The sequence below is a fragment of the Pedobacter cryoconitis genome (genome assembly GCF_014200595.1).
In the GTDB taxonomy this organism is placed as follows: domain Bacteria; phylum Bacteroidota; class Bacteroidia; order Sphingobacteriales; family Sphingobacteriaceae; genus Pedobacter; species Pedobacter cryoconitis_C.
Map to the genome: position 1 here is coordinate 328,477 of NZ_JACHCG010000005.1, position 17,217 is coordinate 345,693.

Sequence of the window (17,217 nt, forward strand, 5' to 3'; positions counted from 1 at the left end):
AACCTTACTACAACCGCTTCAAAACTGCTGTAAGAAACAATCCTGTACTTTACAATTTTATCACCTGAATTTAAACTGCTTCTCTAATTTTATCTCTATTTTTGTGCGGATATGCAAAAGTCCGATCAATCGATTTATACCCTGCAATTTGGCCTGGTATGTTTAAGCTCTTTCCTTTTTTCTGCCAGTTTTAATATGCTGATCCCAGAATTGCCTGCATATCTCAGTGCAATGGGCGGAGCTTCTTATAAAGGATTAATCATTGCCCTTTTTACGCTCACAGCAGGGATCTCCAGACCTTTTAGCGGTAAACTGACAGATACTATAGGCCGCGTACCTATTATGGCAGTAGGCTCCATAGTTTGTTTCGTTTGCGGATTCTTATATCCTGTACTCACCACAGTTGCCGGATTTCTTTTTCTCAGATTAATTCATGGGTTTTCTACTGGATTTAAGCCAACCGCAACCGCGGCTTATGTTGCAGATCTGGTTCCGGAGAACAGGTGGGGAGAAGCCATGGGGATTCATGGAATTTGTTTCAGTACCGGTCTGGCCATCGGCCCTGCTATTGGAAGTACAATAACCGATCATTTCTCCATTAACGTCTTGTTTTATTGCTCTTCAATTTTCGCTTTATCTTCCATCGTTATTCTCGGAAATATGAAGGAAACCCTAAAAGAAAAACAACCTTTCAGCTTCTCCTTATTGAAAATTAAAAGACAGGATATTATTGAATGGAGAGTGATTCCGGCGGCTTTAATTACGTTGCTGAGTTATGTGAGTTATGGCGTAATCCTGACTGTTGTCGGAGATTGGAGCAAATATCTTGGAACCAGTAATAAAGGCTTGTTTTTTATGGTATTTACCCTGTCTTCCTTACTGATCCGTTTTGTGGCCGGTAAAGCCTCTGACAGGCATGGAAGGGTTTTAATCCTGAAAATATCCCTTGCATTACTGGCTGTTTCGTTATTATGCATCGGCTTTGCGAATTCATCCTTTACTTTAATGGCCGCTTCAGCTTTATACGGTGTAGCAACAGGAATGCTTTCACCAACTGTCAATGCCTGGACCATAGATCTGAGTGATCCAAAACACCGCGGTAAGGCTATGGCAACCATGTATATCGCTTTGGAAGCCGGAATTGGTTTGGGGGCACTGCTGGCTGGCTGGTTATTTATTGACAATATCAAAACCATACCCTATACATTTTTCATCTGTACAGGCATTACCATTGCAGCATTAGTTTACCTGCAATTTGTCTGGAAGCCTAAGCTTGCAGCTACAGTTTAGCTATTGATTTGCAGCAACTAATAATTCGATATCCTTATAAGGCAGGCTAAATCTGGCAGCCAGATCTTTACTGGTCAGGTGGCCTTTATAAATATAAAGTGCTTCTCTGATACCTGGTTTATTCCAGATCAGGCTCATCAGACCACCCATTTCGCCTATATCTACCAGGATTGGGGTAAAGATATTGGTTAAGGCATAAGAAGCTGTTCTGGGTACTCTGGATGCGATATTAGGTACGCAGTAATGGATAACATCATGTTTTCTGAAAACCGGGTCTTTGTGGTTCGTTACCTCAGAGGTTTCGAAACATCCGCCCTGATCTATACTCACGTCAATCACTACCGAGTCTGGTTTCATTCTGCTCACTGTTTCTTCGGTTACAATACAAGGGCTTCTGCCATGTGTAGCCCGGATGGCACCAATCACCACATCACAGGTGGTTACGGCTTTTCCCAATACGATAGGTTGCATAACAGAAGTAAATACACGGCTTCCCAGGTTATTCTGAAGACGGCGCAGGCGATAAATAGAACTGTCAAATACTTTGACCTCTGCACCCAATGAAAGTGCTGTTCTGGCTGCATATTCTCCAACCGTTCCAGCACCAAGAATCACAATTTCTGTAGGAGGGACGCCAGTAAAACCACCCAGCATTAAGCCTTTACCACCGGTTACACTGCTTAAATACTCTGCGGCAATAAAGATGGAAGTAGCACCTACGATCTCGCTCATTGCGCGTACAACCGTTAAAACATTTCCTTCATCCCTTAGATTCTCAAAGCACAAAGCATTGATTTTCTTATTCAGTAATGCTTTCAGGTAACCTTCTTTAAGTGCACCCATCTGCAAAGCAGAGATCAGTGTCTGGCCCTTATGCATCAGATTGATTTCTTCTAACGTTGGCGGGGCTATCTTTACGATAATATCAGCATCATATACATCCTTTTTATTGAATGTAATTTGTGCACCCTGTTCGCTGTAATCATTGTCAGAGAAGTTTGCGCCTGTACCTGCACCACTTTCCAGCAATACTTTATGGCCATGATTGACCAGCAGTGCAACGGATAAAGGTGTAAGTGCAATCCGGGTTTCCTGAAAAGAGATCTCTTTAGGAATTCCAATATAAAGACTGTTGCTTTTCTGTTTGATTTCTGACAATGTCTCTTTAGGCTGTAGCAGTCCTTTTTGAGCAATAGAGGCCATTTCTTCCCGTAATCCTGTAGCCATTCTGTCTATCTGATTTTTTGATTGAAATTAAGAAAAATAAGCTGAATTTAAGAAATTTTTGTGAAGGTGAAAGAACGTTTGTCTTCTGACAATGCCGTAATTCCAACTTCGATATAATTTTCAGGCAGCAATCCGCCAATCATCTGAGGCCATTCTATCAGGCAGATATTACCCGAATAAAAATATTCTTCATAACCAATATCAAATACTTCCTGCAAGTTTTTAATCCTGTAGAAGTCAAAATGATAAATGGCCTGATGAGCTGGTGCTGCATATTCATTTACAATAGAAAATGTAGGACTGTTAACTACATCTGTTACGCCTAGTTTCTGGCAGAGGACTTTAATAAAAGTTGTTTTTCCTGCTCCCATTTCGCCATCGAAGGCGAATATTTTTTCGTTTCCTGCAAAACTGAGCAGTGCTTCAGCGGCACTGCCCAGTTCGTCCAGGTGATTAATTTCAATGTTCATTTCAATATGCTATCTTGAGCTGTAGGTCGCTACAGGAATCATCATTTCCTCCAGAGAGATCCCACCGTGCTGGAACGTTTCATTATAATAGTTCACAAACTGGTTGTAGTTGTTCTGATAAACAAAATAACGGTCTTCTTTGGCGAAAATATAATTAGAACTGATATTTATTTTAGGTAACTGTGCCTCATGAGGATTCTTAATCAAAAATACCTCTTTTGCATTAAAATTCAGATTTCTGCCTTGTTTATAGCGCAGGTTTGTATTGGTATTTCTATCCCCGATTACTTTACTCGGATGTTTCACCCTGATGGTACCGTGATCTGTAGTAATAATTACTTTAACCTGTTTCTGAGCAAGTTTCTTTAACAGCTCTAATAAAGGAGAGTGTTCAAACCAGGAAAGCGTGAGTGAACGGTAAGCTGCATCGTCATTAGCCAGTTCTCTGATCATGGCCATATCGGTACGGGCATGAGAAAGCATATCGACAAAGTTGTAAACGATTGCATTAAATTCATTCTGCATCAGGTTGTTCATTTGCTCATTAAGCGCTTTTCCATCATCATAAGTCAGAATTTTATGGTAGCTGAATTTGCAGTCTTTACGAACGCTGCGTTTAATCTGATCTGCGAGAAAGGCTTCTTCATGCATGTTTTTACCACCTTCTTCGTCATCGTTTTGCCAAAGTGAAGGGAAACGTTTCTCCATTTCGAGCGGCATCAGGCCTGAAAAGATAGAGTTCCTTGCATATTGTGTCGCTGTTGGCAGGATACTCGTATAAATATCTTCCTCGTCTAACCTGAAATGCTCGGTGATTAAAGGATTGATGATTTTCCATTGATCGTATCTCAGGTTATCAATCAGGATGAAAAATACGGGAGTAGTCGAATTGATGTGTGGGAATGCTTTCTTTTTAAGCAGTTCATTAGATAATAAAGGTGTTTTGCCTCTTTTGTTCACCCAATCAATGTAGTTGTCTTCAATGAATTTAGAGAACTGTGTATTCGCTTCAGACTTTTGCATAGTCAGAATTTCATGCATCTGAGGATCATCCAGCTTTTCAAGTTCCAGTTCCCAGAAAATAAGTTTTTTATAAACCTCTGTCCATTCTTCGTAACTTAATTTGTCATTCAGTGTCATGCCTAAACGTCTGAAATCTTGTTGATAAGCCATCGAAGTTTTGGCACTGATCAGTCTTTTATTGTCTATAATTTTTTTGATTGTCAGCAATACTTGCTTAGGATTAACGGGCTTTATCAGATAATCGTCAATTTTTGAACCGATCGCATCCTCCATCAGGTTTTCTTCTTCACTTTTGGTAATAAGGACAACCGGAATGTCACTTTTTATATTTTTAATGGCAGAGAGGGTTTCCAGTCCACTCATGCCGGGCATATTTTCATCAAGAAATACCAGGTCGAAATGCTCCTTGCCAAAAGCCTCCAATGCATCGTTTCCATTCGTAAATGTTGTCACGTGGTACCCTTTTTCGTTCAATAGTAATATATGCGGTTTTAATAAGTTGATCTCATCATCGGCCCATAGAATCTTGGTTTCCTGCATTATTGTATGTATAAGGTGTAAATAAATCCTTAAAAAGAGATATCTCTTTCTTAAGTACGGATAAAAATAGCAATTTTTGTACCGTATAATTTATTTTGCCAAGATTGAATAAAAAGAAAATAATAAATGACCCGGTATATGGATTTATCAATATACCCTCAGAATTGATCTTTGATCTGATCTCACATCCCTTTTTTCAGCGTTTACGCTATATTAAGCAATTGGGGATGACACACCTGGTTTATCCTGGAGCTTTGCATACGCGTTTCCATCACGCGCTTGGTGCAATGCACCTGATGTGCCTGGCTATTGATATCTTACGCAGTAAGGGTCATGAGATTACCAAAGATGAAGAAGAGGGGGCAACGATAGCAATATTGCTCCATGATATCGGTCACGGGCCATTTTCTCATGCCCTGGAATATTCACTGGTCAAAGGGATTCAGCACGAAGATATTTCTATCCTGATGATGGAGCGCCTGAATATGGAGTTTGGCGGAAAACTAAATACTGCCATTGCTATATTTAAGGGAGAGTATCCAAAGAAATTCCTGCATCAGTTGATTTCAAGTCAGCTGGATCTGGACAGAATGGATTATTTAAACAGGGACAGTTTCTTTACAGGTGTAAGTGAAGGTGTAATCAGTTTTGACCGGATTATTAAGATGTTTAACATCGCTGATGATCAGCTGGTCATTGAAGAAAAGGGAATTTACTCTATTGAGAAGTTCCTGATTGCAAGAAGATTAATGTACTGGCAGGTTTATTTGCATAAAACAGTGATTGCGGGAGAGATGCTGCTGGTGAAAATTTTGAAACGTGCCAAAGAGCTTGCTGTAAAAGGCGGAGACTTATTTGCAACCCCGGCATTGCAGCATTTCCTGAAAAATGAAATTTCTCAAAAGGAGTTCTTTGAGACGAATGTGCATTTACTGCAATTCGCCAGACTGGATGATCAGGATATTTTTGCCTCGGTGAAAGTCTGGTGTGAGCATCAGGACAGAATCCTTTCCTCCTTATGTAATATGCTGGTTAACCGTAATCTATATAAGATTGAGATTACCAATGACGCGCCTGATCCGGGCAGAGTGGCGATGATTAGTGAAAATACGGCCTTTAGCCTTGGAATTGATCAGAATGAGGTATCTTACTTTGTTTTTACGGATGTAATCAGCAACAGAGCTTACAATACAGGGGGCGGGAACAGCACAATTAATATATTAATGAAAAATAATACAACAACAGATATTGCAAAAGCATCCGATTTATCTAACCTGGAATCGCTCGACAGGACAGTTAGAAAGCATATACTTTGCTATCCAAGAATTATTTAGCATTATTTAACAAAATAATCCAATTATTATCCCGTTTTTTATCCGATTATATAGAAGCGTTGAAATGGTCAAGTGTCTGATAAAATAGGGAGTTGGGATAATTTGTTCATATCAATTTAACATTTAACTTTGTAGAATGCAATTTACTGCCAAGCAGATAAGCGACTTTTTAAGTGGAACAGTTGAAGGCGATGAAACTATCACAGTTTCAGAGCTTTCGAAAATAGAAGAAGGGAAAAAAGGGGCCTTATGTTTTCTATCTAACCGGAAATACGAGAACTTCATCTATTCAACGAACGCATCTGTCGTTATCGTTGGGTTAGATTTTGTTCCTTCACAACCTATCAGCTGTACGCTGGTGAAGGTGAAGGACCCATATAGTGCTTTTTCTGTTTTACTGGAAAAGTATAATGAGGTCTTGAATGAGACTGCTCAAAAAACAGGTATTGAACAACCTTCTTTTGTTCATCCTTCAGCAAAAATTGGTAAGAATGTGTTTATAGGAGCTTTTTCTTATATCGATGCGAATGTTGAAATTGGAGACAATACAAAGATTTTACAGCAAATACATATTGGAACAGATTCAAAAATAGGCTCAGGGTGTACTTTTCATCCCGGAGTTAAAATTTATAACCGTTCTGTCATTGGAAATGGGGTCGTTATCCATTCTAATACAGTAATTGGCAGTGATGGATTTGGATTTGCCCCTCAGCCCGATGGTACCTATACTAAAATTGCACAGATAGGGAATGTCGTGATTGAAAATGATGTTGAAATCGGTGCCAATACGGCAATTGACAGAGCAACAATGGGCTCTACTTTTATTAGAAAAGGCTCAAAACTGGATAATCTGATTCAGATTGCACACAATGTAGAAATTGGAGAGCATACGGTTGTAGCTGCTCAGGCAGGAATTTCCGGAAGCAGTAAGGTCGGTGAAAGATCAGTTGTTGGCGGTCAGGTTGGAATTGCAGGGCATTTATCGTTAGCCAGAGGCACACAAATTGGCGCACAGGCTGGAATTAATTCCAATATTACAGAAGAGAATAAACAATGGCACGGCACGCCTGCGCAGCCGCTCAGAGACTGGATGCGTGCATCTGTGTTGTTCAAGCATTTGCCGGGAATAGAAAAACGGATTACAAAATTAGAGGCTGAAATTACAGCAAAACTCCAGTCATAGTATAATTAGTACCACACAAAACAATAATGAACGTTAAACAAAAAACCATAAAAAGCGAAGTTTCTGTACATGGAGTAGGCTTGCATACAGGTGCCAGTGTCACTTTAACTTTTTGTCCGGCTCCGGAAAACCACGGGTTTAAATTTCAAAGGACTGATTTACCAGGTCAACCAATCATCGATGCAGACTGTGACAATGTTACAGATACAGCAAGAGGCACAACGATTACGCAAAACGGAGCTAGTATCAGCACGGTGGAGCATGTAATGGCTTCTTTGGTTGGGATGGATCTTGATAATATATTAATGAAGCTGGATGGCCCTGAAACTCCGATTATGGACGGAAGTGCGATCCTTTTTGTAGAGGCACTGGAAAGTGTTGGCTTAGTACAGCAAAGTATTGACCGTGAGTATTTCCAGATCCCTCATAATATTACTTATACTGACGCTGAACGCAAGGTAGAGATCGTGGCAATGCCGCTTGAAGATTACAGGTTTACTTGTATGATTGATTATAACTCACCTGTTCTGGGTAGTCAGCATGCTGTAATTTCTACGATTGCGGAATTCAAAAGTGCGATTGCATCCTGCCGTACTTTCTGTTTCCTGCATGAACTGGAATATCAATTACAGAACAACCTGATTAAAGGTGGTGATTTAAATAACGCAATTGTTATTGTTGACAAAGAGGTTACGCGTGATGAGTTAGATCACCTGGCTAAAATATTCAACAGAGAAAAGATAGAAGTAGCTCCACAGGGTATTTTGAACAATATGGAGCTGCGTTACCAGAATGAGCCTGCAAGACACAAATTATTAGATATGATTGGTGACCTTGCGCTTGTTGGAATGCACATTAAAGGGCATATCATGGCTGCAAGACCAGGACATGCGGCAAACATTGCGTTTGCGAAAAAGATTAAAGCCGCAATCAAGAAAGAAAAAAACAAGAAAGTTCAGCATGTTTATGATCCGTCTGTAAAGCCACTTTATGATGTGATGCAGATCATGGATATTTTGCCGCACAGACAGCCGTTTTTGTTCATCGATAAAATCCTTGAATTATCAAAAACACACGTTGTTGGGGTGAAAAATGTAACGATGAATGAAGAGTTTTTCAAAGGGCATTTTCCGGGTGCACCAGTTTTACCGGGTGTAATCCAGATAGAGGCGATGGCGCAGACTGGTGGTATTTTAGTATTAAGTACTGTTCCTGATCCAAGAAACTATCTGACTTATTTCCTTAAAATTGATAAAGTGAGATTCAGGGCACAAGTGTTGCCTGGTGATACGATCGTTTTCAGATGTGATTTGATGGAGCCAATCCGCAGAGGCATTGCACAGATGAAAGGCGTGGGCATGGTAGGAGAGAAAATAGTAGTAGAGGCAGAGATGATGGCCCAGATTTCAAAAGTTAAAGATAGCGAACGCGTATCATGATACAACCATTAGCATATATACATCCTGATGCGATCATAGCAGACAATGTGGTCATAGAGCCTTTTTCTGTTATACATAAAGACGTTGTCATTGGGGAAGGAACATGGATTGCCTCTAATGTGGTAATCATGGATGGCGCAAGGATAGGAAAGAATTGCAGGATTTTTCCTGGTTCTGTAATCTCCGGAGTCCCTCAGGATTTAAAGTTCGCAGGTGAAATTACTACTGCCGAAATCGGGGATAATACCACGATCAGGGAGTGTGTAACGATTAACCGCGGAACAAAAGATAAATGGAAGACTGTAATTGGAAGCAATTGCCTGATTCAGGCTTATTCACATATTGCGCATGATTGCGAAGTGGGTAATAATTGTATTTTCTCTAACAGCACCACACTGGCAGGGCATATCACTATTGGTGATTACGTGGTTCTGGCTGGTTTAGTTGCGATACATCAGTTTGTTAATGTAGGGGCGCATGCGTTCATTACCGGTGGTTCACTGGTAAGAAAAGATGTTCCGCCTTACGTTAAGGCTGCAAGAGAGCCTTTGTCATACGCAGGGATTAATTCTGTTGGATTAAGAAGACGCGGATTTTCTTCAGAGAAAATCAATGAGATACAGGAGATCTACAGGGTACTGTTTGTAAAGCATAACAATGTGACCAAAGCCCTTGATAAGATAGAGGCTGAATTTGCACCGACGGAAATTCGTGATGAAATCGTTGATTTTATCAGAAATTCAAACAGAGGTGTGATGAAGGGTTTTGGATCGGGTAGCTAATCATTTGAATGAAGATCGATTTAAAAGATGCCGGCAGAAGGTTTAACCAGGAGTGGATATTCAGAAATTTCACTTATGGGTTTGCTGCTGCCGGCAAATATGCTGTTCTGGGGCCAAATGGTTCCGGTAAGTCGACCTTGCTAAGTGTAATTCTCGGTAGTCTGGAGCCTTCTGAAGGCACGATTACCTATGCAGATGACGCTAACGTCATTCCGGTAGAAAAAGTGTACAAGCAAGTGAGTTTTGCTGCACCTTACCTGGACCTGGTGGAGGAGTTTACTTTGCAGGAGACTATAGATTTCCATTTTAAATTCAAGAATTTTCATCCCGGTGTCAATGCGGCACAGGTGATGGATCTTTTAGGGTTGAGGAAAGCTCAGGATAAAGCTTTAAAGTATTTTTCGTCTGGTATGAAACAGCGGACTAAGTTGGCTTTGGCCTGCTGTACAGATACACCGCTGCTGCTGTTGGATGAGCCAACTTCTAACCTTGATCAACAGGGAATTAAGTGGTATCACGAGCTGATCCGGGATTTTACTGCTGATAAGCTCGTCGTGATCGGCTCCAATCAGGAAAACGAGTATTCTTTTTGCGATAATTTTATAAAGATAACTGACTATAAATAAAGCGAAACGTGTTGAATTGCAAGGCCATTGTCAAGAAACGGGCTAAAAATTGGCCTTATTTATATTATTTAAAATAACTATTGTAGAACCAGAAATTGTTTTTACCTTTGCGGCACGAAATAGCGCTGCTGGTAGAGCAATGAATTTCAGAAAAAAATGGCAAAAGCATCAGAAGTGAAAAGCGGTAATATTCTTCGTTTCAATGGAGAATTAATAGTAGTAGAAGAGTTTCTACACCGGACTCCTGGAAATTTAAGAGCTTTTTACCAGGCAAGAATGAGGAACATTAAAAGCGGCAAATTAGTCGAGTATAGGTTCCGCACAGATGAAGAGGTAACGATTTGCCGGGTAGAGACAAATGATTATCAATATTTATACGAAGATGGAGAATTCCTCGTTGTAATGGATAACAGTTCTTTTGAACAATTTAACATCCCAAAATCATTATTTGGGGATCAGATTAAATTCTTAAAAGAAGGCATGAATGTTGTAATAGCATTCGAGAGTGAAGAGCCGATTTCGGCACAAACTCCCCAGCATGTTGAGCTGGAAGTTACCTACACAGAGCCCGCTGTTAAAGGGGACACTTCAACAAGTGCATTGAAATATGCGACCGTTGGAGCAGATGTTGAAATAAAAGTGCCGATGTTTATCAATCAAGGCGATAAGGTTAAGGTTGATACACGTACAGGTGAATATATAGAAAGAGTAAAATAAGAATTTTCATAGTTTAGTTTTAGGTTTAGGTTGATTTTGGCTTCGGAGTGGTTCCCGAAGCCATATTTTTTTAGAGACTTTTTTATTCAACCTGATCAGGTTCATTTCGTGTAAATAGGGATCAAGTCATAAACTTGTGTAGCAAGCTCTTTTTTCAGGATAAATTTTGACACGCTAAACAGAAAGTCTTTGATTTCACGGATGCTGTTACGCCTCTGGCAGTTGTGCTGAAAGCTTTCAATTTGCATGGGAATGACTCAGTCGAAACAAGGCCGGGCTGTTAGTAAATAAATTCAAAATAGCTTAATAATAGATCTATATCGGCCGGGTACTGGTCGGGTACTGCCTGAGTAGTCGTTAGGGTAAGAGCAATGCTAAAGTAACGTGAGAGCATGGCAAGTCCAAGTCAAAACAACTAGTTGAAATCAATTGGACTTGCCATGCTTACAGCCCGTTTACAACCTGGTGTCACCCCGACCACCACTCAGGCACAACTAAACCATAACTAGTTGAAGATTAATGAAATTATAATTTTCCCTTTGACTAACCCATGGACAACTGCGGACAATTGCAGACAGCTGCGGACAATTAAGGACATTTTTTACGCATCAGGATAATCTTTAACGCCAATAGCCTACATTGGTGGAAAGGCATTTATTTATTATGGGAAGTTTAACGGGTAAATTTTCAAAGGGAATCCTGGGCGATTTCATTTTTAAAGCAGTAGTTTGGAGTACAAGTTGTTTCGAAAGTTTTGTAAGGGGCACAATGAAACAATCAATCGAAACCCAAAGGCATCAAAGAACTTTTGTAAAAGGAGCAAGCCTGAAAAAATCGGGAAGTAATTAGCTTATTAAAGAATCGTAACCATCTGCTTTGAACTAAGAAAATATCAAAACCAAAACTTGAAATTTAATCACTAATCCACAAGTTTATGACTTGATCCGTAAATAGCAGAAAAATTTATTGGCAATGGAGTGTTTTAAATGCTTTTAGTAATTAGGAAATATGTTTACTTATATAATTAATTATATAGTTAAACGACTTATAATTAACTTTATACCTTCTGATTGTGGATAATGATAAAAACGGATCGGTATTTCATTCAACTGGTGATGATAGCTTTTATGCTATTCGCTGTAAATTCTGTATTTGCGCAAACTGATGGAAAGATTAAGGCTAATTGGCAAAATCTGGATTTGAAAACAGACAGTGTTTTTGGGATCAGCATGGAAAAGGCTTATACACAGTTGCTAAGTGGAAAGAAAGCGACACCTGTCATTGTTGCAGTAATTGATGGTGGGGTTGATATTAATCACGAAGACCTCAAATCTGTCATTTGGACGAATCTTAAGGAGATCCCAGGCAATGGTATAGATGATGATAAAAATGGTTTTATAGATGATATTCATGGCTGGAATTTCTATAGTGCAGCCGTAGGAGAAGATACTCAGGCTGAAATGTTATCTGTACACAACAAGATAGAAAAAACGAAAAAGGATCAGGAAATATTAAATCATATGTTGCAGAAAATGGGCAAGCCTATTCCAACTGTTGATGATTTTAAGAATTATGTACCCGGCAGCCCAGAGGAACTTAAAATGCAGACGGCAATGATTACTGGCTTGAAAATTTATCCGGATTTTGTTTCCAAAGGAAGGGTCAAACTGAAAAAAGCGGCTGATTTCTATAAGATGCAGTTGGCATATTATGAAAAAAAGGATTATGACCCAATACCGGGTGGACCTTCTAGTATACATGGTACTCATGTGGCAGGTATTATTGCTGCAGTTCGTAATAATAATGTTGGTACTAACGGAGTCGCAGATCAGGTGAAATTGATGGTTATTCGTGCAACTCCTGGTATCGACCCGTTCAAAGAGACGGCGGATTCAGCAACTATCTACGCATTAGGCGGAACTGAAGAGAATAAGAATATTAAGGCAATAGCTGACGCTATTCATTATGCAGCTGATAATGGAGCAAAGGTAATCAATATGAGTTTTGGAATACCGTTAGCCACAAGACCTGCTACAATCTATGAAGCAATAAGATATGCCGTTAGCAAAGATATTTTGATTGTTCATGCCGCTGGTAATACCGGGGAAAATCTGGATAAGATGGATAATCTTATCCCTGATAGGAAAACTTTGGAAGGTCAGGTTATAGCTCCTTACTGGATAGAAGTTGGAGCCTCAGATTCTAAAAATGATCAAAAATTAGCTACTGAATTTTCCAATTATGGTAAAAATAGCGTAGATGTTTATGCGCCGGGGGTTGATATTACTTCTACGGTACTTCGTTCTACCTATGATGAAAATAGTGGTACTAGTATGGCTGCTCCTGTAGTTACGGGGCTCGCTGCGGTCATCATAGAGTACTATCCGAAATTAACAGCAGTACAAGTTAAAGAAGTTATCATGAAGTCGGTTATTCATGAAGATGTTTTGAAAGATAAGTGTGTTTCTGGTGGAGTGGTAAACGCATATAATGCGTTATCGTATATTGACAAATACTAATTAATTAACAAGGTACATACAAGTTTAAACCTTTAAACTTGTATGTACCTTGTTAAGTTTTGTTTGAAATTCTTGCATGTAATTTTTGGATTCATCCTCTCCATAGTTCACTAAGATTTGCCATAAACATACTTTTTAATTCCTGGATTTGAATCAGGCTGAGCTACTAACGTTATATAAAGATTTGCAATATAATTTCTCAGGTTACTAGATAAGATAATGGGGACTGGCCCGGTGCCTGCAGCATAAATAGCACATACTCTTACTCCGTTTTTACAACTTGGTGGCAAACTTGCTATATAATAGGAAGGAGGGATTAGTGGATCGCCAACTCCGTTGTAGGCATACCATCTTCTAGCCATAATAAATGATTCTTTTGTCTATCAAAAAGAAATCAAAAAACTTTAATTCATGCCTACTCTTTTCATGGTTTTCGGCTTCCCCCATTGATTGATTTAAATCATAGTGTTAATTTACAAAGATCTGCTCTGTTTTTTATGCCAAAAGTCCCCAAATATGACTACTTGTAGTGGTATGAATTCAGCGTAAATGAATAGAAAATTTATCAATGAGTAAGCTGGGTCCAGACAAGATTTCTAACTTGCAGAACATAGTGCTATTAAAAGATGAATAAAACAGAAATCAGGAAACAGGAAGCGAAAAGAAGAAAAGAACTTAACCCGGAGCAAGTTTATGCGCTGAGTGGAAAATTACTCGAACAATTTGCTACGCTTGACCTGAGTGCTGTAAAAACACTTCATATCTTCCTTCCAATTGCTGAAAAGAATGAACCGGATACCTTTTTATTTATTGAATGGCTTAAAACGCATCATCCGCAGTTAAAAATAATTGTACCCCGTGCAGATTTTAAAACTTCTTTAATGACGCATCATCATTATAAGGGAGAACAAGAGCTTTTAAAGAGTTCTTTTAATATTCTGGAGCCAGTTAACGAAGAAGAGTATCAGGGAGAAATAGACCTTGTTATTGTGCCTTTACTGGCATTTGATGATCGGGGTTACCGGGTCGGATATGGCAAAGGATTCTATGACCGGTTTTTAGAGGGACGAAATACCCTGAAAGTGGGTTTATCTTTTTTCAAAAGCGTGGGCATCATTGCTGATACCCACGAAAATGATATTCGCCTTAATCTTTGTATAACACCAGATCAGGTAATCTATTTTAAGGATTAAATCCTGTTCAATAGTCTGATCCGGCAGATAATATTTATGACGTAAGTTCTAATAAAATCGGACAATGGTCAGAATGTATGGCATCAGACAAAATCTTTACGTCTTTAATCCGGTCAAGCATAGGTTGCGTCGCTAAATGATAATCGATACGCCAGCCCAGGTTCTTGCCTCTTGAACCTGCTCTGTAGCTCCACCATGTGTAATGATGAGGATCTTTGTTCAAGTGTCTGAAGGTGTCAATAAAACCAGCTTCCAGGAACAAGCCCATCCACTCTCTTTCCTCAGGAAGGAAACCAGAAGAATTTGCATTGGATTTAGGGTTATGAATATCAATTGCAGTGTGACAGATATTATAATCGCCGGAAATGATCAGGTTCGGATAAGTTTCACGGAGTTTGGTGATGTACTTCTCGAAATAAGCCATGAATTCATACTTCTTAACCTGTCTCTCGTCTCCGGATGATCCGGATGGCAAATATACGCTCATCAAAGAGAAAGTGTCAAAATCAGCCCTTAAAATGCGTCCTTCTTTGTCTATCCATTCTTCACCACATCCGTATTCAACGTGATTAGGTTTGATTTTTGAAAATATAGCGACTCCACTGTATCCCTTTTTTTCTGCAGCAAACCAGTAATGATGATAACCCAGGTTCTCAATTAGACCAATTATCTCCGGAATTTGAGAAGGAAGGGCTTTCACTTCCTGAAGACAAATCATATCTGCATCCGTTGATTGCAGCCAGCCTACAAAGTTTTTTGTAGAGGCAGCACGGATTCCGTTCACGTTGTAAGAAAGTATTTTCATCGTAGTATATATTATTTTTTTTCGGGGTGTTTATTGTTTTTTAATTGAACTCAAGAGCACTTCGTGGTTTAATAGTGATGAAGCTTGTCAGGCTGAAGGGCCCAGACAGGTTTCATCGTAGTATATATTATTTTTTTATTGGTTAAGCAGGAAAATGACTTCATCACCCCCTGATTTTTTCATCTCTTTTTCCAGCTTACGCGCCTTTCTTTTTTTCAAAAGTGTCACCGTCATTTTTACATCTGCTAAAGGGCGGTTATTGGAATCTGTTTTCACTGCCGCTATCGTGTCAATCAGCGGTAACCCACTTACAACCTCACCGTATACCGTATATCGTTTATCCAAATGAGGTACGCCACCTTTAGTCTTATAAATTTCGCGTTCCCATTGTGGAATTTTAAATTTCAACCTTTTAACTTCCATACTATCCAGCTGTGTATCGGTGAATTTCTTCCCCTGTACCAGATAAAACTGGCAGCCACTGGATGCCATCAGCGGATTATCGTCTCTGGCTGCAGCCAATACGCCTTTTTTGTGAAACAAGCTATCGCGGAATTCCGCAGGCACAGTATAACCGACATCCCCATTTCCCAATTCTTTACCTGTGGGTGCATTTTTAGAATCAGGATCACCTCCCTGAATCATAAATGAATTGATTACCCGGTGAAAAAGCGTACCATCATAAAAACCTTTTTTGACCAGTTTAACAATATTATCCCGGTGCTGCGGGGTCTTATTGTATAACATGATGATACATTCGCCCTGCGCTGTTGTTATCTTTAGATATTGATGTTTTGGTCCGGAAGCAAAGACGGAATTCAGGCAAAGCAAGAGTAGTAGCGTAAGAAATGGCTTCATCTTATAGGTATTTTTGGCTAAGTTAAGACAGAATTCTACTTTAAAAAACTGGTATGGCATAATCTTGTAATCTTTCTGTTTCTTACCGGCCCCGTTTTTCGTTTTTAAGAATTTATCCTTAAGTTTGATAATTGATACTATTAATTCGCAAATGAAACTGAAACAAAAGATAGCTTTAGGATTATGTGCCTTTTACCTGATTAGCGTAATTGGTGTTGCCCTGAGCCTGCATTTTTGCGGGGGACAGTTATCTGGAATTCATTTGACGGAAGTTGCCCATTGTGGCGGCTGTAATGAAGCGGAAAAATCGGTTAAAAAAGAAGATTCCTGCTGTAAAAACACTAAGGTTGATGCTAAAATCAAAGACAGTCACCAGACAGGTCTGAAAATTGATGTTCCTAAAAATCATAGTCTTCCGGTATTAATCTCTTCTTATATTTCAGAACTGTTGTCTTTTGTTTTACCGCAGTTATTTAGTAAAATTAAAGAGGAAGCCCCTCCTTTATCCGCGCGGGTCGCCCTGCATGCCTACAACTGCGTTTTCAGAAATTAGATCAGGAATAAATTAAGTGTAATTGCGGATACTCATTCGCTATTGCCCCTTTGTATTAATTTATTTCAAATCATTGGCCCCTGTTTTTAATATTCAAACAGCCGCTTACAACAATTTCATTATGAAAACGATCAAATATTTCATTATCTTATTCTGCTTATTTATCGGCGGAAATACCTTCGCACAACAAATTTCTAAAGCTGAATTACAAGTTAACGGTCTAACCTGCTCTATGTGTTCAAGAGCTACTGAAACCTCTTTAAAAAGCCTTGGCTTTATTGAAACTGTCTCTCCCGACCTGAATAGAAACGTTTTTGTCCTTACTTTTAAAGCAGACAAAAAAGTAGATCTGGACGAAATCAGGGACAAAGTTCAGGACGCAGGCTTTTCTATAGGGGACCTTTCCGCCACCATTAACTTTAAAAATACACAAGTTGATGCTGCCGGACTTGCTGAACTTGATGGTGCTGTTTTTCAGTTCATCAATGCGAAAAGCAAAACATTGGACGGCCCGGTTATCGCCCGTATCATGGATAAGGATTTTATCACTTCGTCAGCTTTTAAGAAACAAGCTGCGGAACTAAAATCTGAAACCTATCTTAAAGGAAAAGGTATTGTTCAGGGTAAAGAAACACGTATTTTTCACTTAAGCATTTAA

Annotated in this window: 17 protein-coding genes; 11 read left to right on the forward strand and 6 right to left on the reverse strand. The window is 39.4% G+C overall.

Annotated elements, in window-relative coordinates; translation table 11 throughout:
* Nucleotides 1–111: 111 nt before the first annotated feature.
* The gene (locus tag HDE70_RS23895) at nucleotides 112–1,290 is read left to right on the forward strand and encodes an MFS transporter (protein WP_183892045.1); all 1,179 of its coding nucleotides are present in this window, start codon (nucleotides 112–114) and stop codon (nucleotides 1,288–1,290) included.
* Here HDE70_RS23895 and HDE70_RS23900 read toward each other — a convergent pair whose 3' ends face one another.
* The 3 genes from HDE70_RS23900 to HDE70_RS23910 are packed head-to-tail and all read right to left on the reverse strand — an operon-like array spanning nucleotide 1,291 to nucleotide 4,550.
* Nucleotides 1,291–2,517 (reverse strand): alanine dehydrogenase, encoded by a 1,227-nt coding sequence (locus HDE70_RS23900; RefSeq protein ID WP_183869244.1) that lies wholly within the window; start codon nucleotides 2,515–2,517, stop codon nucleotides 1,291–1,293.
* Between the two features lie 47 nt (nucleotides 2,518–2,564).
* Nucleotides 2,565–2,987 carry a tRNA (adenosine(37)-N6)-threonylcarbamoyltransferase complex ATPase subunit type 1 TsaE gene (gene tsaE / locus HDE70_RS23905; protein ID WP_183892046.1) on the reverse strand — a complete coding sequence of 141 codons (423 nt, stop codon included), beginning with the start codon at nucleotides 2,985–2,987 and terminating at the stop codon, nucleotides 2,565–2,567.
* A gap of 9 nt (nucleotides 2,988–2,996) precedes the next feature.
* On the reverse strand, nucleotides 2,997–4,550 hold the full coding sequence (locus tag HDE70_RS23910; RefSeq protein WP_041883582.1) for a bifunctional response regulator/alkaline phosphatase family protein: 1,554 nt from the start codon (nucleotides 4,548–4,550) through the stop codon (nucleotides 2,997–2,999).
* A gap of 104 nt (nucleotides 4,551–4,654) precedes the next feature.
* Between HDE70_RS23910 and HDE70_RS23915 the strand changes: the two genes are divergently transcribed.
* From HDE70_RS23915 to HDE70_RS23945, 7 genes are all read left to right on the forward strand, one after another.
* Nucleotides 4,655–5,884 carry an HD domain-containing protein gene (locus tag HDE70_RS23915; RefSeq protein ID WP_183869242.1) on the forward strand — a complete coding sequence of 410 codons (1,230 nt, stop codon included), beginning with the start codon at nucleotides 4,655–4,657 and terminating at the stop codon, nucleotides 5,882–5,884.
* 136 nt (nucleotides 5,885–6,020) lie between these two features.
* Nucleotides 6,021–7,067, forward strand: coding sequence for a UDP-3-O-(3-hydroxymyristoyl)glucosamine N-acyltransferase (gene lpxD, locus HDE70_RS23920; RefSeq protein ID WP_183869241.1), 1,047 nt, complete (start codon nucleotides 6,021–6,023; stop codon nucleotides 7,065–7,067).
* Between the two features lie 26 nt (nucleotides 7,068–7,093).
* Nucleotides 7,094–8,506: a bifunctional UDP-3-O-[3-hydroxymyristoyl] N-acetylglucosamine deacetylase/3-hydroxyacyl-ACP dehydratase gene (locus HDE70_RS23925; RefSeq protein WP_183869240.1), complete on the forward strand. Its 1,413-nt coding sequence runs from the start codon at nucleotides 7,094–7,096 to the stop codon at nucleotides 8,504–8,506.
* Nucleotides 8,503–9,288, forward strand: a complete 786-nt coding sequence (lpxA, locus tag HDE70_RS23930; protein WP_183869239.1) for an acyl-ACP--UDP-N-acetylglucosamine O-acyltransferase — start codon at nucleotides 8,503–8,505, stop codon at nucleotides 9,286–9,288. The genes HDE70_RS23925 and lpxA overlap by 4 nt, the downstream gene beginning before the upstream one ends.
* 8 nt (nucleotides 9,289–9,296) lie before the next feature.
* Nucleotides 9,297–9,914, forward strand: coding sequence for an ATP-binding cassette domain-containing protein (locus HDE70_RS23935; RefSeq protein ID WP_183892047.1), 618 nt, complete (start codon nucleotides 9,297–9,299; stop codon nucleotides 9,912–9,914).
* A gap of 156 nt (nucleotides 9,915–10,070) precedes the next feature.
* Entirely contained in the window at nucleotides 10,071–10,631 is a 561-nt protein-coding gene (gene efp / locus HDE70_RS23940; RefSeq protein ID WP_068404751.1) for an elongation factor P, read from the forward strand.
* 1,079 nt (nucleotides 10,632–11,710) lie between these two features.
* Nucleotides 11,711–13,150, forward strand: a complete 1,440-nt coding sequence (locus tag HDE70_RS23945) for a S8 family serine peptidase (protein ID WP_260162064.1) — start codon at nucleotides 11,711–11,713, stop codon at nucleotides 13,148–13,150.
* 110 nt (nucleotides 13,151–13,260) lie between these two features.
* Here the strand turns inward: HDE70_RS23945 and HDE70_RS23950 are convergent, their stop codons facing one another.
* Nucleotides 13,261–13,512 carry a hypothetical protein gene (locus HDE70_RS23950; RefSeq protein ID WP_183892048.1) on the reverse strand — a complete coding sequence of 84 codons (252 nt, stop codon included), beginning with the start codon at nucleotides 13,510–13,512 and terminating at the stop codon, nucleotides 13,261–13,263.
* A gap of 264 nt (nucleotides 13,513–13,776) precedes the next feature.
* Between HDE70_RS23950 and HDE70_RS23955 the strand changes: the two genes are divergently transcribed.
* Nucleotides 13,777–14,343, forward strand: a complete 567-nt coding sequence (locus tag HDE70_RS23955) for a 5-formyltetrahydrofolate cyclo-ligase (RefSeq protein ID WP_183892049.1) — start codon at nucleotides 13,777–13,779, stop codon at nucleotides 14,341–14,343.
* A gap of 34 nt (nucleotides 14,344–14,377) precedes the next feature.
* Here the strand turns inward: HDE70_RS23955 and HDE70_RS23960 are convergent, their stop codons facing one another.
* Together HDE70_RS23960 and HDE70_RS23965 are read right to left on the reverse strand one after the other, a co-directional pair.
* Nucleotides 14,378–15,148 (reverse strand): exodeoxyribonuclease III, encoded by a 771-nt coding sequence (locus HDE70_RS23960; RefSeq protein WP_183892050.1) that lies wholly within the window; start codon nucleotides 15,146–15,148, stop codon nucleotides 14,378–14,380.
* A gap of 135 nt (nucleotides 15,149–15,283) precedes the next feature.
* Nucleotides 15,284–16,006, reverse strand: a complete 723-nt coding sequence (locus tag HDE70_RS23965) for a peptidylprolyl isomerase (RefSeq protein WP_183892051.1) — start codon at nucleotides 16,004–16,006, stop codon at nucleotides 15,284–15,286.
* A 151-nt stretch (nucleotides 16,007–16,157) separates the two neighbouring features.
* On the opposite strand from HDE70_RS23965, the gene HDE70_RS23970 reads away from it, so the two are divergent.
* Both HDE70_RS23970 and HDE70_RS23975 read left to right on the forward strand, forming a co-directional pair.
* Nucleotides 16,158–16,559 (forward strand): HYC_CC_PP family protein, encoded by a 402-nt coding sequence (locus tag HDE70_RS23970; RefSeq protein ID WP_111632803.1) that lies wholly within the window; start codon nucleotides 16,158–16,160, stop codon nucleotides 16,557–16,559.
* A 121-nt stretch (nucleotides 16,560–16,680) separates the two neighbouring features.
* The gene (locus HDE70_RS23975; RefSeq protein WP_183892052.1) at nucleotides 16,681–17,217 is read left to right on the forward strand and encodes a heavy-metal-associated domain-containing protein; all 537 of its coding nucleotides are present in this window, start codon (nucleotides 16,681–16,683) and stop codon (nucleotides 17,215–17,217) included.

Coding starts and splice junctions, on each gene's coding strand:
- HDE70_RS23955 (WP_183892049.1), top strand. CDS start 13,777: ATGAATAAAACAGAAATCAGGAAACAGGAAGCGAAAAGAAGAAAAGAA.
- HDE70_RS23895 (WP_183892045.1), top strand. CDS start 112: ATGCAAAAGTCCGATCAATCGATTTATACCCTGCAATTTGGCCTGGTA.
- HDE70_RS23900 (WP_183869244.1), bottom strand. CDS start 2,517: ATGGCTACAGGATTACGGGAAGAAATGGCCTCTATTGCTCAAAAAGGA.
- HDE70_RS23925 (WP_183869240.1), top strand. CDS start 7,094: ATGAACGTTAAACAAAAAACCATAAAAAGCGAAGTTTCTGTACATGGA.
- efp (WP_068404751.1), top strand. CDS start 10,071: ATGGCAAAAGCATCAGAAGTGAAAAGCGGTAATATTCTTCGTTTCAAT.
- tsaE (WP_183892046.1), bottom strand. CDS start 2,987: ATGAACATTGAAATTAATCACCTGGACGAACTGGGCAGTGCCGCTGAA.
- HDE70_RS23965 (WP_183892051.1), bottom strand. CDS start 16,006: ATGAAGCCATTTCTTACGCTACTACTCTTGCTTTGCCTGAATTCCGTC.
- HDE70_RS23970 (WP_111632803.1), top strand. CDS start 16,158: ATGAAACTGAAACAAAAGATAGCTTTAGGATTATGTGCCTTTTACCTG.
- HDE70_RS23935 (WP_183892047.1), top strand. CDS start 9,297: ATGAAGATCGATTTAAAAGATGCCGGCAGAAGGTTTAACCAGGAGTGG.
- HDE70_RS23910 (WP_041883582.1), bottom strand. CDS start 4,550: ATGCAGGAAACCAAGATTCTATGGGCCGATGATGAGATCAACTTATTA.
- HDE70_RS23975 (WP_183892052.1), top strand. CDS start 16,681: ATGAAAACGATCAAATATTTCATTATCTTATTCTGCTTATTTATCGGC.
- HDE70_RS23950 (WP_183892048.1), bottom strand. CDS start 13,512: ATGGCTAGAAGATGGTATGCCTACAACGGAGTTGGCGATCCACTAATC.
- HDE70_RS23960 (WP_183892050.1), bottom strand. CDS start 15,148: ATGAAAATACTTTCTTACAACGTGAACGGAATCCGTGCTGCCTCTACA.
- HDE70_RS23945 (WP_260162064.1), top strand. CDS start 11,711: ATGATAAAAACGGATCGGTATTTCATTCAACTGGTGATGATAGCTTTT.
- lpxA (WP_183869239.1), top strand. CDS start 8,503: ATGATACAACCATTAGCATATATACATCCTGATGCGATCATAGCAGAC.
- lpxD (WP_183869241.1), top strand. CDS start 6,021: ATGCAATTTACTGCCAAGCAGATAAGCGACTTTTTAAGTGGAACAGTT.